Genomic DNA, 15,248 nt, shown 5'->3' on the forward strand with positions numbered 1-15,248 from the left:
TTAAAATACAAAACGCCCGATGAAGTACATCGAGCGTTTTAGTTAAAAAGTGTCAACCCATATCAGGACGGGTCAAGCTGTGTGAGGTAACCGTTTTCTAAGGTGTGTAGTATGTTGCTGCGCCAGGGCCTACTGGTAAACCAAATACGAATACCCATAGGTAGAACAGCACACTCCAACCTACAATGAAGCAGATTGAGTAAGGTAGCATGGTCGCGATCAGCGTACCGATACCTAAGTTCTTCATGTAACGAGTCGCTACGGCAAGAATCAAACCAAAGTAGCTCATCATTGGAGTAATGATGTTTGTCGTCGAGTCACCAATTCGGTAAGCAGCCTGAATCGTTTCTGGTGCATAACCAACAAGCATCAACATAGGAACAAAAATCGGAGCCGTTACTGCCCACTGTGCCGATGCCGAACCAATCATTAGGTTAATAAAGCCACACATCAGGATGAAGGCAAAGAACAACATTGGGCCAGTTAAGCCAATTTCTTGCAGGAAGCTAGCGCCAGCAACCGCGAATACCTGACCGAAGTTAGTCCATTTAAAGAAAGCAACGAACTGAGCCGCAAAGAAAACTAATACAATGTACATGCCCATAGAAGACATAGATTTCGCCATTGCATCAATTACATCGCGATCCGTCTTCATCGTGCCAACAACTTTACCAAACACAAAGCCTGGAATAGCAAAGAACACAAAGATGAATGCCACGATACTTTTCAGGAATGGTGAACCTGCAATTGTACCTGCATCAGAACGTAGAATGCCGTCTTCTGGAACAACCGTCCAAGCAAGCAGCGCTGAAACAACCAGTACAGCAACACCTGCTAGTTTTAGGCCTTTCTTCTCAATGTCTGTTAAGCCACCCATTTTGTCGTTCGACAAATCTTCTGAGGCTTCTTCTTCACTGTATTTGCCAAGCTTTGGCTCAACAATTTTTTCAGTAACAAACGCACCTGTGATTGCAATGAAGAATGTCGACACAAACATGAAGTACCAGTTAACTTCTGGACCAACAGTGTAAGTTGGGTCAATCATTTGCGCCGCCGTTTCAGTAATGCCTGACAACAGCGGGTCAACCGTACCAATAAGTAGGTTTGCTGAGTAACCACCAGATACACCAGCGAACGCCGCAGCAAGACCGGCAAGTGGGTGACGACCTAAAGAATGGAACAGCATTGCAGCCAGTGGAATAAGTACCACATAGCCAAGCTCTGATGCCGTATTTGAAATGATACCCGCGAAAACGACCGTCACTGTTACCATGCGTTGTGATGCACCCATGACTAAGCCACGCATTGCTGCAGATAGCAAGCCTGAGTATTCAGCAATAGCAACACCCAACATCGCAACCAATACCGTACCCAAAGGTGCAAAGCCGACAAAGTTTTTCACTAGATTGGTAACGATTAGTTCAAGGCCATCAGCGTTAAGCAAGCTAACGACATGAATCATGCCATCCGCGGCACGACCTTTTGCACCCTCAGGACGAGGATCAACTACGGAAACTTCGAAGTATCCTGCAATACCCGACATCACCAGAATGGCTAAACAGAAAATGGCAAATAGTGTGATCGGGTGGGGTAATAAGTTCCCCAAATATTCGACAGTATCCAAAAAGCGCGTAAACAGCGGCTTCTTAGGCGAGTTTTGTTTAATTGAATCAGATGAACTCATCTGTTCCCTCCTTGTTTTTATTCCTATGCAAATGTGACAAAAATGTCAAAAAGCGTGCGAAGGGTACTTGAGTAGAAGGTCAAATAAAAGCCCTAAATGTTACAAACTGTGACGAACAGAGGCATTTATAACCAACATTGAATAAAAATGTAGATATTTCATCCATGTAAGATAATTAACTCAACATTATCAATTAAACAAAACCATAAGTTAGATATATGCAGGCTGATTACTTTTGCACAGCTTTGAATCTCGGGTTCGTTTTACAAATGACATAAAGACGCCCTCTCCGTTTTACAATCTGACAATCCGGATGACGACTTTTTGCACTTTTTAATGATTTTACTACCTTCATGATTTATTCCTTTTCGCTCTTAAATTGACCAAAACGACGGTTGAAGTTCGCAATGCGACCTTCGGTTTGTACAACGCGCTGTTTACCGGTGTAGTACGGGTGAGAAGCTGACGACACATCTAACGTAAAGTAAGGGTAAGTTTTGCCATCTTTCCATTCGATGGTTCTCTCCGTTTTCAACGTAGAACCAACGACAAAGTACTTATCTACACTGGTGTCGTGGAACACCACAGGACGATATTCAGGGTGGATTCCTGGTTTCATAATACTTTTCCTTTCAATTAAATTGTTATGTTATAACATTTTAATTAATAATCATTATCAACAAGAAAAGCAAGAGAAATTTGTGATACTTTTCATCTCAATGAATTCTTAAAGATATCCACCATGTATTCCATCGAACCCATCGGCGTCATTGAGACACCGTACAAAGAAAAGTTTGCAGTTCCGCGCCAACCACGCTTAGTACCAGAGGCTAAAGCACGCGTAAAACTGTTAGGTGCAGCAAATAGCCCTGAAGCAGTGCGTGGGCTAGAACAGTTCTCTCACGTTTGGTTGTTGTTTCTATTTGATCAGAACCTGGAAGCTGGTTGGAAACCAACTGTACGTCCGCCACGATTAGGCGGCAATGAACGAATTGGTGTCTTTGCCTCGCGCTCGACTTTCCGTCCAAACGGAATCGGAATGTCAGCCGTTGAAGTGAAAGGAGTCACTAAGCAAGGCGATCAAATCTATCTTGATTTAGGCAGTGTAGATCTCGTGGATGGGACACCGATTGTGGATATTAAGCCTTATATCCCCTATTCGGATTCTATTTCGGAAGCACAAGGCGGATACGCAGACCAAGAGCCAGAAAAGTCACAAGTCACCTTTTCTGCTCAAGCATTAGCAACGATAGAAAATCGATCCGATACTGACTATGTAAGATCAGTCATTGAACAAGTTCTGGCACAAGATCCTCGCCCTGCATATAAGAAAAACAAGCCGGACGACAAAGAATATGCGGTAAATTTGTTCGACTTGAACGTAAAGTTCACAGCAACAAGCAACTTAATAACGGTTACCGCTATTGAAAGCTTTTGACAAACGCAATTGGCTGATATTATAGACGGCTAACAAATTTCCCTTTCGGGAACTCCCATACTCCTGCTTATTCAAGCTTGAGTATCTAACTTAAATAAACGGATAAATTTAATGCGTACCAGTAATTATCTTCTTTCTACTCTGAAGGAGACTCCAAACGACGCAGAAGTAGTGAGCCACCAGCTCATGCTACGTGCAGGTATGATCCGTAAGCTGGCTTCAGGTTTATACACCTGGCTACCTACTGGTCTACGTGTACTGCGTAAAGTCGAAAACATCGTTCGTCAAGAAATCGACAATGCAGGCGCAGTCGAAACTTTGATGCCCGTTGTTCAGCCGTTTGAACTATGGGAAGAGACAGGCCGCAGCGAAAAGATGGGTCCTGAGCTACTTCGCTTTACTGACCGTCATGTTCGTCCGTTTGTACTTAGCCCAACCGCTGAAGAAGTGATCACTAGCCTTGTTCGCAATGAAGTGAGCTCTTACAAACAGCTTCCGCTAAACCTGTACCAAATCCAAACTAAATTCCGTGACGAACGACGCCCACGTTTTGGCGTAATGCGTTCACGTGAATTCTCAATGATGGATGCGTACAGCTTTGACATTGATAAAGACGGACTACAAAAGTCATACGACGCAATGCATGATGCTTACTGTAAAGCATTCGATCGCATGGGTCTGGATTACCGTCCTGTACTTGCAGATAGCGGTGCTATCGGTGGTAGCGGCTCTCAAGAGTTCCACGTACTGGCTGAAAGCGGCGAAGATATCATCGCATTCTCTAGCGAGTCAGATTACGCGGCAAACATTGAAAAAGCAGAAGCACTAGCTCCAGCCTCTGAGGCTGCGGCACCAACACAAGAAATGACGTTGGTTGATACGCCAAACGCGAAAACAATCGCTGAATTGGTTGAGCAGTTCGAACTACCAATTGAAAAAACAGTGAAAACACTTTTTGTGAAAGCATCTGACGAAGTTGATGCGCCAATCATCGCGCTTATTATTCGTGGTGATCATGAACTGAACGAAGTGAAAGCAGAAAACCTTCCTCAGGTTGCAGCTCCACTGGAAATGGCATCTGAAGAAGAAATTCGTGCGCTTATCGGTGCAGGCCCTGGTTCACTAGGCCCTGTTGGCCTTAAACTGCCGTTCATTGTTGACCGCAGCGTTGCGGTAATGAGCGACTTCGGTGCGGGCGCGAACATCGATGGCAAACACTACTTCGGTATTAACTGGGGTCGTGATGTAGAGCTTGGCCAAGTTGAAGACCTACGTAACGTTGTGGAAGGTGACCCAAGCCCATGTGGCAAGGGCATTATCCAGCTTAAGCGTGGTATCGAAGTTGGCCATATCTTCCAACTAGGTAACGCTTACTCCGCAGCGATGAACTGTGGTGTACTGGGTCCTGATGGTAAGAACGTCATCCTAGAAATGGGTTGTTACGGTATCGGTATCACTCGCGTAGTAGCGGCTGCTATTGAACAAAACCACGACAAATACGGCATCATCTGGCCAGATGCAATCGCACCATTCCAGGTAGCGATCGTTCCAATGAACATGCACAAGTCAGAAGAAGTGAAAGAAGCCGCTGAGAAATTGTACGCTGAGCTAACGGCAATGGGCATCGAAGTGCTATTTGACGACCGAAAAGAACGCCCAGGCGTAATGTTCTCTGACATGGAGCTTATTGGTGTACCGCATACCATTATTATCGGTGACCGCTCAATGAAAGAAGGCAACTTCGAATACAAGAACCGTGCTACTGGTGAGAAAACAGCAGTCGCAATGACTGACATTGTTGAGCACGTAAAAGCTCAACTAAAGTAAGCACTCGACGAGTTCGCATTTGAAGTAGTTTCAAATAGTTAAAAAGGGTTGGCTTCGGTCAGCCCTTTTTTATTACAGCTCAACGCCCTCCCTCGACCTTTTTCGAACTATTCACTTTGTTAATCTTTGGTTCAGCTTCTTGCTATTAAACTGATTTCATCATCTAAAGGAGGTCAGTTATGGATTTAAAAAGTCTTCTAAACCAAGCACTCAAATCAGACTTACTTAAGCAAGGTGCAGATGCATTGGGCAAACAAACCAACAACATCAAATCCTCATCAAATTCAAGTAGCCTAAAAACGCTAGGAGTAGGTGCTGTAGGCGGAGGCCTCATCGGTATGCTGATGGGCTCAAAGAAAAGTAAAAAAATGACTAAAAAAATAGGGTCAAGCGCATTAAAAGTCGGTGGCGCAGCTGCGCTTGGAGCCTTGGCCTACAAAGTGTATAACGACTGGCAAGCCAAGCAATCCGGTCAAGGTGTTCAAGAAACCTTTGACCCCGATGACAGTAAACACAGTGTCTTAATTTTAAAAGCAATGATTGGAGCTGCAAAAGCTGATGGTCACGTTGATGAAGAGGAAATGGCTCGCATTGAACAAGCTCTCGCGGATATGGGCGCAGATGAGCACGTTCGTCACCTCGTTCAGCAAGAGTTAAACAAACCGCTTGATCCTGCTGAAATTGCTAATCAGGCGACCTCTCCTCAACAAGCGTCAGAAATTTACCTGGCGTCTTTGATCGTCGCTGATGAACAAAACTTTATGGAAAAAGCGTATCTGCAAGAACTAGCAAAACAACTTCAACTTTCGCCAGAAGTCACTCAGCAGTTAGAAGCACAAATGCAGTGATTAAATCTCGCTCAAGCAAACCTTCAACTTGAGCCAAAACAACTCTGTACTTTGAGTTTCAAATCCGCTGTGTGTATATTGAGATAAGTTATCATTTAGTGGAAAGAAAACATGCAAGTATACGGCTGTTGTGAACTGGTTCGTGAGCTTTATGCTCAGATTGGTAGTGGCGATCAAGCTTATATTCCCCAAGCAATTTCATGTGCAGTTAAAGCACTGAACGATGTTGCAGCGGATGAGTCCCTGCCTAAAGAAGTGCGTGAAAAAGCGGCATTTGCTGCGGCAAACCTACTGATTTCAGATTTTGAGGATAAGTAATGAATCTAGCGAACTTTGAATCCATGGATCCTGTCATGCTGATGAGCATTGTGAATATGAAGCTACGCGACGACTTCGGTGGTGACTTAGATAAACTGGTGGCTTTCTTCGATATCGAACGCACAGCACTGGAGACAAAACTGGCTTCTGCTGGTTTTGACTTTCTTCCAGAAGCAGGACAATTCCGTTAATCAACACCATTCTTGGCGGATAACCGAAACGAGAATAACCAATATGAAAAAGGGCTTGATGAGTTACCATCAAGCCCTTTTCTTTTATTCGATAGGCGTCTCGGTTAGCCAAATGAAGCCCAGATGACTGTCGCCACAAGAATTGGACATACAAACTTCACATACGCAGGCCATAACTTACCAAACCAACCTTGCGTAAACTCCGGGCAACCTTGCTCAAGCTCTTTGATTTTTGAGTTGCGATTCCATACCCAACCACCAAATAAGCAGAATAAGAGCGCAGCGGTTGGTTGTAGATACTGAGTAGCAACCGTCGCGACCATACCAAATAGAGCACCAAAATTATAAACAATCACCACACTGAACAAAGCAATGAGACCACCTAAAACCCAGCTCGTTGCGCTGCGCTTAGTATTGAAGCGCTCACTCACTAAAGCCACTGGACACTCTAACATTGAAATGGAAGACGTTAGCGCCGCAATCGTCAGCAATAAGAAGAACACAATAGAGAATAATTGACCAAGCAAACCTAAACTATCAAACATTAGTGGCAATACCGTAAACACTAACGTATCTGAGCTTAAGAGAGAGCCATCTTCTGCATAGATTTGAACGCCCTTTTGCATTGCTACAAACATCGCTGGCATCACCACTAACCCTGCAATGAAAGCAACGGCAGTATCTACCATGGTCACGTTCATCGCCATCTTTGGTAGGTTTTCTTTCTTACTCAAGTAAGATCCGTAAATCAACATTGAGCAGCCACCGATCGTAAGCGAGAAGAAGCCCTGTCCCATTGCAGCAAGAATCAACTTGCGGTCCCATACCTTTTCAAAATCCGGCACTAGGTAATGTTTCAGACCTTCCATCGCACCGTTTTGCGTCATGATGTAAGCAAATAGCAGAGCAAACAGAACAAACAATGCTGGCATCAAACGTGTGGACCACTTCTCAATACCTTGTTTTACGCCACCTTGTACGATGAGAATCGTCAGTACATAAAAAGTAATGGTTCCGAACAAGTTACGTTCAACACTAAAGCCCTTTAGCCATTGAGTTGCAGCTTCTAACCCCATTAGATCTGTGATTGCACCCAGTAAAAAGCAGATCAACCAACCACCAACAATTGAATAAAACGCTAAGACAGCGCTTGGTACGCTTAAACCAATCCAACCCACAATGCCGCCGAGTTTTTTACCGGTAGGGTTATCTGTGATTGCACGCATACTGTCTACAGGGTTGGCTTGACCATGGCGACCAATCGCCATTTCAACCACCAGCATCGGAAATGCGACGATAAGAATCATCACCAAATAAACTAATAGGAAAGCACCGCCACCATTACTGGCTGCTTGAGTTGGGAAGCCCCAAATATTGCCAAGGCCAACTGCAGCACCTGCGGCAGCTAAGATGAACCCGAGACGAGAGCCAAAATGCTCGCGAGGCTGAGAAGAGGTTTGCTGTGTCATACTACTCACACAAAAATATCATTGAACTAGCTAACTAGTACACTATAGCAATATTCACTATTCAACAAGAGTACCTCGGTTAAATCCTCGACAGTTGAAATAATTTATAGTCATTCAGCTTGTAAATTTTAACGTACATCTCATATTCATCGCTCAAAAGCCTCGTGACTGTTGCTCGTTTTACGTGGCTGAATTTTACCAATCCTTCTGCCGTGAAGTGAGCCGAAAAATAATGAGCTCTGGTGTAAGGGACGAACTGTTCCTCGTGATACTGTGTCGAAAAGCAGAATATTGTGCTTCGCTTTTTCCCCCTAATGTCTATTTATCAGCTAGTTATTACTCTGTTCTCATTTATACCCATGATTCAAGGAGAGGAAAATGAAGGTCACCCTACTTCACGGAGCGATGGTTGTAGCACTCAGCGCCAGCTACCAAGCTCAAGCCTATAACTGTCAAAGTCTACCCGACTGGGACAGCACTGCGACTTATACATCGGGCGCTTTAGTAAAAACGCAAGGAGCCGCTTATGAGGCTGCATATTGGACGCAAGGCAATGATCCCGTGACCAACTCAGGATCTTGGGAAGCATGGAAAGCGTTAGGGCAATGTGATGGTGGAAGCAACAATTTATCACCAACGGTGTCGTTCTCCTCTCCAATAAACAACGCACAAATTCCCGAAGGCAGTGCGATCACTTTGTTAGCCAACGCGGCAGACGAAGATGGCCAAATCACACAAGTTGAGTTTGTCGCAGGCAACCAAACGGTTGCTGTGGTAACTCAAGCACCATTCGAAGCTTCTTGGACAGCTATTGAAGGGATCTCGCAATTGACCGCAATTGCGACCGATAATGAGGGAGCTGTTAGCACCACGACGATTTCTATCCAAGTTCAACCACAAGTCGAATTACCACCACCAAGCATTTCATTGACCAGCCCAGTAGGCACAGAAGTGCTTAATGCAGGTGATAGCCTAACCGTAGCCGCTCAAGCTGACGATATTGATGGTGTGGTCACACAAGTTGAGTTCTTCGTAAACAATCAATCTGTCGCCATTGATACTAGTGCACCTTACGAATATCAATGGACCGCGAGTTCAGGTACATACTCGTTCAAAGCACAAGCGACTGATGATACAAACCTCGCAACGATGAGCCAAGAAGTAGCGCTGGTTATTAGTAATTCAGAAACCGGAACGGGCGGATGTGCAGATGCAGTACCTTATGTGGCAGGCACAAGTTATCAAGCTGGCGACCTGGTTTCTCACTTCAACCAAAAATATCGTTGTGATGTTGCTGGTTGGTGCTCCTCGGATGCGACATGGGCTTACGAGCCTGGTGAAGGGCTATACTGGCAAGATGCTTGGAGTGGCCTAGGTGCTTGTTCGACACCACCGCAAGTTACCATTACGGCACCAACGGATGGACAAGTCGTGCTCGCTGGCAGCAATAACGAAATCACGGCAAACGCAAGCGATGCTGATGGCACAGTCACACAAGTTGAGTTTTTTGCGAACAACACCAGCTTAGGGGTCACCACTCAAGCGCCATATTCCGTTACTTGGAACGCCACACTTATTGGCGCTAACCAGCTTAAAGCTGTCGCAACCGATAATGATAACAACACGTCAGAGTCCCTGGTTGGTGTGGAAGTCAGCGATAAAGATTTGGTCGTCTCTCTGACTTCACCAAGCAGCGGTCAGACCACCGGATTAGGCAAAAGCCTCGCATTAAGCGCCGATGCAACGTCTTTAACTTCAGGCATTAAACACGTTGATTTCATGATCAACGGCTCTATTGTTGCAACCGATACCACGGCACCTTACACAGCCAACTGGACACCAACTGCACTTGGTAACTTTACAGTTAGCGCCCAAGCTGTGGATTTGTCAGGAAGCAATGCATTGTCTGACGCCGCAGCAATAACGGTGGTTGAGCAAGTAGAGAAACGCCATAAACTCATCGGTTACTGGCACAATTTTGTAAATGGAGCGGGCTGTCCAATTCGTCTAGCGGATATGGCAGATGCTTGGGATGTGATTGATATTGCCTTTGCTGAAAATGACCGCAACAGTGATGGCACCGTGCACTTTAATCTATATTCAGGCGATATTTACAGCGATTGTCCAGCACTCGATCCAACACAATTCAAGCAGGACATGGCAGCGCTTCAAGCTAAAGGTAAGAAGTTTGTTCTCTCTCTTGGCGGCGCAGAAGGCACGATTACGCTGAATACCGACCAAGATGAAGCCAACTTTGTCTCTAGCCTAACAGGTCTTATCGCTGAGTGGGGCTTTGATGGTCTAGATGTGGATTTAGAGAGTGGTTCTAACTTAGTTCATGGCTCGCAAATTCAAGCTCGCCTTGGTCGTGCTTTGCTTCAAATAGAGCAAAACATGGGTGGAGATATGTACCTAACCATGGCGCCTGAGCACCCTTATGTTCAAGGTGGTTATGTGGCTTACAGCGGTATTTGGGGGGCGTACATCCCTGTGATTAACGAGACACGCAGCACGCTCGACTTGCTTCACGTCCAGTTATATAACAACGGCGGTTTGCCAAACCCATACCTGCCAGGCAGTGCACCAGAAGGCTCTGTGGATATGATGGTAGCGCAATCTAAAATGCTTATCGAAGGTTTTGAGTTGGCCGACGGCACTCAATTTGCACCATTGCGCGATGATCAAGTCGCAATCGGTTTACCTTCAGGTCCTAGCTCGGCAAATTCAGGGCAGGCTCCAACACAGAATATAATCAACGCACTAGATTGTTTAACCAAAGGCACTTCATGTGGCACCGTTAAACCAGCGTACCATTACCCGAATTATGCAGGAGTAATGACATGGTCTATCAACTGGGATCAACATGATGGTTTTAACTTCTCAAAACCTGTCGGCGATAAACTCACCGAGATGAATGCGCAATAAGCTATCAAAGAATAAGCGAGTAAAACGCAAATATCGTCTTGTTTTCATTACTTGTTCAAGTATGTAAAAACGCAAAGAGAGCACAATAGTGCTCTCTTTCTTTATCTCATCGAGTTTTTACTTTTTAATGAGTAATTAAATCGTAAATACTCGGTAATCTTTTAGCTCAGGGATTTTCTTCAACAGATCGTCTTCTTGCCCTGCCATGTCATCTAACGAGTCACACAAGTCTTCTGCTTGTTGCTCTACCTCTTTCGAATGCTCAGCTAAACGCTCTTCTACTTTCGCGCTGAGTTCAGCCATACTCTCCGATAATGCAGTGAGGTTTATTCCTCCCTCTTCCTTCATTTTTTTCGATAAAGCATCCAACGAACTCGCTAAAAACTCTTTATTGAAGATCTCTTGTGCTTTTGCAAAGTCTTCAGTCCACCCTTGTGTCATGGACTCAAAACTTTCCGCTGGTAGAATGAAATCGCCATCTTTGTAGTAACGTGATTCAACATCAGCGAAAAAGTCCTGTACTGCGACTTTGACGTTATCAAACGCGCCAGGTGCGTCTAGGCTTTCCGCGACATCATCAATAATATCATTTGCAAGCGCTAAACCATCACTCGCCAACTGCTTTGCTTGTGGAATATACGCGTTCATTTTTTCGCGATAGTCTTCAATTGCCGCTTTTTGGTCGGCATTGAGTTCAATTAGCTCACCTTTGATGAAGAGGTTGTTATCCTCATCCACGACAGCTTTATCACCTGTCGTTTGGCGAATTTCCAAGCTTTGCCCATCCATACGGACTTCATTATTGATGTCCACACGACACTGCGCTGCATAACCAGTAGCACTGACCATCAGCAATGAGAGTGTAAAAAGCTTTTTCATGTCATTCTCTTTTATTTAACATTACTCGTGTTAAACATAACACTGAGTGATACATGAGATGTCAGCAAATCGTCACGACTTCGTAACAATTTGTTTTATCTCCTATTTTCACGTCAACCTCATCACCTTCTTCTTTTCCGAACAACGCTCGACCCAGAGGAGATTTGGCTGTTAAGACAAAGACTTCCAGAGTCTGATATTGAACAGTCAAACCACCAGAGCAAGGGCCTACAAAGAAGTGCTTTTCGATCAAATTCTCATCTGCGAGAACAACGTAAGCACCAACACCAACAGGCGCATTCTTAAAGTTACGAGTCACTAAAGAACGATATTGACGCAACTCCTCTTCACTATCTTGAATTCGCATGGCTTGTCCATGAGCAAGATACGCGGCTTCAAGTGCCAATGTATCGTACTTGTGCTCGGGAACAGTTTCTTCATCTGTGGCGGCATCGATAGCTCGCTGAGCCGATGAATGGGCAACTTGAAGTTTTTCTTCCAGATGTTGGATGATAATTTGGACTAAGTCAGCTTTGTTCATACTTTTAGGACGCGCGTTTAGTATTCGGGGTGTGTTAATGTAGCCAAGTTTACCATCAAAGAAAGGTTTCCCTATTATGCAAAGTGACTCGCTGCATCAAACACTTCAATCTGTATTTGGTTTTGACTCATTACGCCAAGGTCAGCAACCCGTTATTGAAGCCGTTATGAATGGTTACTCTGCTGCGGCAATCTTTCCTACAGGCTCGGGGAAGTCACTCTGTTATCAACTACCTGCAACCATATTACCCAACCTTACGTTGGTGATCTCTCCGTTGTTGGCGTTAATGAAGGATCAACTGAGCTTTTTACAAAGTAAAGGAATCGCGGCCGCTTCTATCGATAGCAGTCAAAGTAGAGAAGAAGCACAACAGGTCATGGCTGGCGTGAAGAATGGACAAATCAAAATCTTGATGATTTCTGTTGAGCGACTAAAAAATGAGCGTTTTCGTGAATTCATTCGCCAAGTACCGATTTCTTTGATGGTCATTGATGAAGCGCACTGTATTTCCGAATGGGGGCATAACTTTCGTCCAGATTATCTCAAACTACCGCAATATCAACGTGAACTGAACATCCCACAGTCTTTACTTCTCACCGCAACGGCAACGCCTGCAGTTATTGAAGACATGCAAAAAAAGTTCGATATTTCCAGTGAACATATTACCGTTACAGGCTTCTACCGCTCTAATCTGGATATCTCGGTGATCCCGTGTGAGGAAACAAAGAAACAAGAACAGCTCAGTGAGATCATCGCCTCTTCACCTAAGCTTCCGACCATCGTATACGTGACGCAGCAGCAAACAGCAGAACGAGTAGCAAAGTCATTAATCCATATTGGCATTAACGCTCACGCATACCACGCTGGCATGAAAAGCGACGTTCGTGAACAAATCCAACAGCAGTTCATGGATGGCCAAATTGACTGTATTGTTGCAACGATTGCATTTGGTATGGGGGTCGATAAATCTGATATTCGACGCGTCATTCACTTCGACTTACCCAAATCAATCGAGAACTACGCACAAGAGATTGGACGTGCAGGCAGGGACGGGCAACGCTCGGAGTGCATTCTGCTAGGCAATACGTCCGGCCTAACGGTGTTGGAGAATTTTGTCTATGGTGACACACCAGAATTTACGTCAATTAACTATGTAGTCGAGCAAGCGAAAGAACATGCTCCACAATGGGAGGTAGTGCCACTGCGTTTGTCGCGTGAAAGTAATATCCGCCAATTGCCACTCAAAACCTTGTTGGTTTATTTGGAGCTACATAACGTCATTGAAGCAAAGTACAGTTACTTTGCGGAATATCGGTTTAAGTTTTTGCACGATCAGCAATTTATTGTGAATCAATTTCAAGGCGAGCGACGTCAATTTGTGGAGGCTATTTTTTCCTGCTCACAAAAAGCCAAAGTGTGGTGCCAAGTTGATCTAGAAGCGCTATGGATGAACTATCAATCGGAACGCAGCCGAGTTGTCGCAGCGCTCGACTATTTTCACCAGAACGGCTGGATAGAACTAGAGAGCAAACAACTGACGGACGTGTACTCAGTTATGCCAACCAAACAGAGCTCGGATGTTTTAATCCAACAACTGTATGAACTGTTCCAATCCAAAGAAAGCAAAGATATCGAAAGAATCCACACCATGCTGCACTTGTTCCAGTCCGAGCACTGTTTGAGCTCACAATTGGCGAACTACTTTGCGGATCACGATGCACCAAAGCAATGTGGTCACTGCTCCGTGTGTCGTGGTCACGTCGCCACATTCACAGCACCAGAACCTGAAGATATTGAACAATCTCAAGTATCGATATGGGCGCGGGAGTTTATTCAGCTTTCCCCATCGGCCATCAGTAATGATGCCGTTGCTCGCTTCTTGTGCGGAATCAGCACTCCTTTGATTAGCCAGCTAAAAGCCTCAAAGCTAGCAGGTTATGGTGCAATGGCAAATGTAAGTTTTGAGCAGGTATTAACGCAGGTAGAAACGGTAAGGGCCTAAAAAAAGCTCAATTGACGCGCTTGGTCTTCGGGCTTGAGCATCACGTTCAAGCCTAAAAGGCGAATTTCCCGTCCATTTTGGCGTTTAAGAATATCTCTTAGCAAGATCTTGAAGTCCTCAAGCTCTAATTGCGGATGGATGTGCTCAATTGTTGTCAGTTGAAAGTCGGCAAATTTGACTTTAATACCTTGTTTAATAATCGACTTATCTGGGCTTGCACGCTCTAAACGTTTCTCGAGTTCAGGATAAAGTTTCTCCTCAATCACTTGCCAACATTCATCATAGGTTGCGATGTTCTGGCTGAATGTCCTTTCCACACCGACGGACTTTCTCTCGCGCTCAACAACGACTTCTCGATTATCAATTCCATGGCTTCGCTGCCATAAGGAGGCACCCTGACGACCAAACTGCCTCAACAACTCTCGATAGTCACTGTTTTTAATGTCCTCACATCGATAAAAACCGGCTTGGTGGAGCTTCTCAAGACTCACCTTCCCCACACCAGGAATGTTCTCTAGCGGAAGACTATCGATAACCTCTTGGACTTTCTCTGGCGGAATCACAAACTGACCGTTGGGCTTGTTCATGTCTGACGCGACCTTGGCAAGAAACTTTATCGGAGCAATGCCCGCCGATGCCGTCAACCCAAGTTCACTCCAGATATCGCGGCGAATTGACTCTGCGATCAACGTAGCGGAGCCACGGCAAGCTGTCGAGTCCGTGACATCGAGGTATGCTTCATCCAATGAGAGAGGTTCAATGATAGGCGTATAACGCTCAAAAATAGCACGAATCTGCTGAGAGACTTGCTTATATACATGCATTCTACCGGGCACAACCAACAAATGAGGACAGAGTTGCAGCGCGCGCGCCGTTGACATTGCACTGCGAACACCATATTTACGCGCATCATAATTACAGGTGCTAATCACTCCACGCTGCTTTTCATGTCCGCCAACAGCGAGTGCAATGCCACGGTAACTGGGGTTATCTCTCATCTCTACGGCAGCATAAAAACAATCCATATCGACATGAATAATTTTTCTAATTCGATCTGACATAGCCATCAAAGCACTGTTCAAAAAAACAGTATAAATCAAATCTACCTGAAGAGAAATGGGCGTGT

At 45.0% G+C, this 15,248-nt stretch carries 14 protein-coding genes; 7 read left to right on the top strand and 7 right to left on the bottom strand.

Annotation, left to right across the window (positions count from 1 at the left end; genetic code table 11):
* Nucleotides 1-97 precede the first annotated feature (97 nt).
* The 3 genes from R7M92_RS10785 to R7M92_RS10795 all read right to left on the bottom strand — a co-directional run bounded on the left by R7M92_RS10785 (nt 98) and on the right by R7M92_RS10795 (nt 2,303).
* A complete protein-coding gene (locus R7M92_RS10785) occupies nt 98-1,684 on the bottom strand; it encodes an AbgT family transporter (protein WP_005380301.1) in 1,587 nt (528 codons plus the stop codon).
* Nucleotides 1,685-1,913: 229 nt separating this feature from the next.
* Nucleotides 1,914-2,039 (bottom strand): type B 50S ribosomal protein L36, encoded by a 126-nt coding sequence (gene ykgO / locus R7M92_RS10790; protein WP_005380299.1) that lies wholly within the window; start codon nt 2,037-2,039, stop codon nt 1,914-1,916.
* A 3-nt stretch (nt 2,040-2,042) separates the two neighbouring features.
* Nucleotides 2,043-2,303, bottom strand: coding sequence for a type B 50S ribosomal protein L31 (locus tag R7M92_RS10795; protein ID WP_005380295.1), 261 nt, complete (start codon nt 2,301-2,303; stop codon nt 2,043-2,045).
* A gap of 123 nt (nt 2,304-2,426) precedes the next feature.
* On the opposite strand from R7M92_RS10795, the gene tsaA reads away from it, so the two are divergent.
* The 5 genes from tsaA (at nt 2,427) to R7M92_RS10820 (ending at nt 6,306) form a co-directional block, all read left to right on the top strand.
* On the top strand, nt 2,427-3,122 hold the full coding sequence (gene tsaA / locus R7M92_RS10800) for a tRNA (N6-threonylcarbamoyladenosine(37)-N6)-methyltransferase TrmO (protein WP_005380294.1): 696 nt from the start codon (nt 2,427-2,429) through the stop codon (nt 3,120-3,122).
* Between the two features lie 111 nt (nt 3,123-3,233).
* Nucleotides 3,234-4,949 (top strand): proline--tRNA ligase, encoded by a 1,716-nt coding sequence (locus R7M92_RS10805; protein WP_005380292.1) that lies wholly within the window; start codon nt 3,234-3,236, stop codon nt 4,947-4,949.
* Nucleotides 4,950-5,128: 179 nt separating this feature from the next.
* On the top strand, nt 5,129-5,797 hold the full coding sequence (locus R7M92_RS10810; protein ID WP_318133361.1) for a tellurite resistance TerB family protein: 669 nt from the start codon (nt 5,129-5,131) through the stop codon (nt 5,795-5,797).
* 111 nt (nt 5,798-5,908) lie between these two features.
* Nucleotides 5,909-6,115: a YaeP family protein gene (locus R7M92_RS10815; protein ID WP_005391765.1), complete on the top strand. Its 207-nt coding sequence runs from the start codon at nt 5,909-5,911 to the stop codon at nt 6,113-6,115.
* Complete coding sequence (locus tag R7M92_RS10820; protein WP_005380289.1) at nt 6,115-6,306, top strand: DUF4250 domain-containing protein; 192 nt, start codon at nt 6,115-6,117, stop codon at nt 6,304-6,306. The genes R7M92_RS10815 and R7M92_RS10820 overlap by 1 nt, the downstream gene beginning before the upstream one ends.
* A 104-nt stretch (nt 6,307-6,410) precedes the next feature.
* On the opposite strand, the gene R7M92_RS10825 is transcribed toward R7M92_RS10820, so the two are convergent.
* Nucleotides 6,411-7,775, bottom strand: coding sequence for a sodium-dependent transporter (locus R7M92_RS10825; RefSeq protein WP_033905531.1), 1,365 nt, complete (start codon nt 7,773-7,775; stop codon nt 6,411-6,413).
* A gap of 378 nt (nt 7,776-8,153) precedes the next feature.
* On the opposite strand from R7M92_RS10825, the gene R7M92_RS10830 reads away from it, so the two are divergent.
* Nucleotides 8,154-10,700 carry an Ig-like domain-containing protein gene (locus tag R7M92_RS10830; RefSeq protein WP_213871642.1) on the top strand — a complete coding sequence of 849 codons (2,547 nt, stop codon included), beginning with the start codon at nt 8,154-8,156 and terminating at the stop codon, nt 10,698-10,700.
* 135 nt (nt 10,701-10,835) lie between these two features.
* On the opposite strand, the gene R7M92_RS10835 is transcribed toward R7M92_RS10830, so the two are convergent.
* A complete protein-coding gene (locus R7M92_RS10835) occupies nt 10,836-11,579 on the bottom strand; it encodes a YggN family protein (RefSeq protein ID WP_005385316.1) in 744 nt (247 codons plus the stop codon).
* 61 nt (nt 11,580-11,640) lie between these two features.
* On the bottom strand, nt 11,641-12,120 hold the full coding sequence (locus R7M92_RS10840) for a GreA/GreB family elongation factor (protein ID WP_318133364.1): 480 nt from the start codon (nt 12,118-12,120) through the stop codon (nt 11,641-11,643).
* A gap of 76 nt (nt 12,121-12,196) precedes the next feature.
* Between R7M92_RS10840 and R7M92_RS10845 the strand changes: the two genes are divergently transcribed.
* Nucleotides 12,197-14,122 carry an ATP-dependent DNA helicase RecQ gene (locus tag R7M92_RS10845; protein ID WP_005380279.1) on the top strand — a complete coding sequence of 642 codons (1,926 nt, stop codon included), beginning with the start codon at nt 12,197-12,199 and terminating at the stop codon, nt 14,120-14,122.
* On the opposite strand, the gene dinB is transcribed toward R7M92_RS10845, so the two are convergent.
* The gene (gene dinB, locus R7M92_RS10850) at nt 14,119-15,183 is read right to left on the bottom strand and encodes a DNA polymerase IV (RefSeq protein WP_025768236.1); all 1,065 of its coding nucleotides are present in this window, start codon (nt 15,181-15,183) and stop codon (nt 14,119-14,121) included. The two genes, R7M92_RS10845 and dinB, sit on opposite strands and share 4 nt — an antisense overlap.
* Nucleotides 15,184-15,248 lie beyond the last annotated feature (65 nt).

The organism is Vibrio sp. Vb2880, assembly GCF_033337975.1.
GTDB lineage: Bacteria > Pseudomonadota > Gammaproteobacteria > Enterobacterales > Vibrionaceae > Vibrio > Vibrio alginolyticus.

What these genes read in the sequence shown, in the direction of transcription:
- R7M92_RS10785 (WP_005380301.1), bottom strand. Translation starts at nt 1,684, where the DNA reads ATGAGTTCATCTGATTCAATTAAACAAAACTCGCCTAAGAAGCCGCTG.
- ykgO (WP_005380299.1), bottom strand. Translation starts at nt 2,039, where the DNA reads ATGAAGGTAGTAAAATCATTAAAAAGTGCAAAAAGTCGTCATCCGGAT.
- R7M92_RS10795 (WP_005380295.1), bottom strand. Translation starts at nt 2,303, where the DNA reads ATGAAACCAGGAATCCACCCTGAATATCGTCCTGTGGTGTTCCACGAC.
- tsaA (WP_005380294.1), top strand. Translation starts at nt 2,427, where the DNA reads ATGTATTCCATCGAACCCATCGGCGTCATTGAGACACCGTACAAAGAA.
- R7M92_RS10805 (WP_005380292.1), top strand. Translation starts at nt 3,234, where the DNA reads ATGCGTACCAGTAATTATCTTCTTTCTACTCTGAAGGAGACTCCAAAC.
- R7M92_RS10810 (WP_318133361.1), top strand. Translation starts at nt 5,129, where the DNA reads ATGGATTTAAAAAGTCTTCTAAACCAAGCACTCAAATCAGACTTACTT.
- R7M92_RS10815 (WP_005391765.1), top strand. Translation starts at nt 5,909, where the DNA reads ATGCAAGTATACGGCTGTTGTGAACTGGTTCGTGAGCTTTATGCTCAG.
- R7M92_RS10820 (WP_005380289.1), top strand. Translation starts at nt 6,115, where the DNA reads ATGAATCTAGCGAACTTTGAATCCATGGATCCTGTCATGCTGATGAGC.
- R7M92_RS10825 (WP_033905531.1), bottom strand. Translation starts at nt 7,775, where the DNA reads ATGACACAGCAAACCTCTTCTCAGCCTCGCGAGCATTTTGGCTCTCGT.
- R7M92_RS10830 (WP_213871642.1), top strand. Translation starts at nt 8,154, where the DNA reads ATGAAGGTCACCCTACTTCACGGAGCGATGGTTGTAGCACTCAGCGCC.
- R7M92_RS10835 (WP_005385316.1), bottom strand. Translation starts at nt 11,579, where the DNA reads ATGAAAAAGCTTTTTACACTCTCATTGCTGATGGTCAGTGCTACTGGT.
- R7M92_RS10840 (WP_318133364.1), bottom strand. Translation starts at nt 12,120, where the DNA reads ATGAACAAAGCTGACTTAGTCCAAATTATCATCCAACATCTGGAAGAA.
- R7M92_RS10845 (WP_005380279.1), top strand. Translation starts at nt 12,197, where the DNA reads ATGCAAAGTGACTCGCTGCATCAAACACTTCAATCTGTATTTGGTTTT.
- dinB (WP_025768236.1), bottom strand. Translation starts at nt 15,183, where the DNA reads ATGTCAGATCGAATTAGAAAAATTATTCATGTCGATATGGATTGTTTT.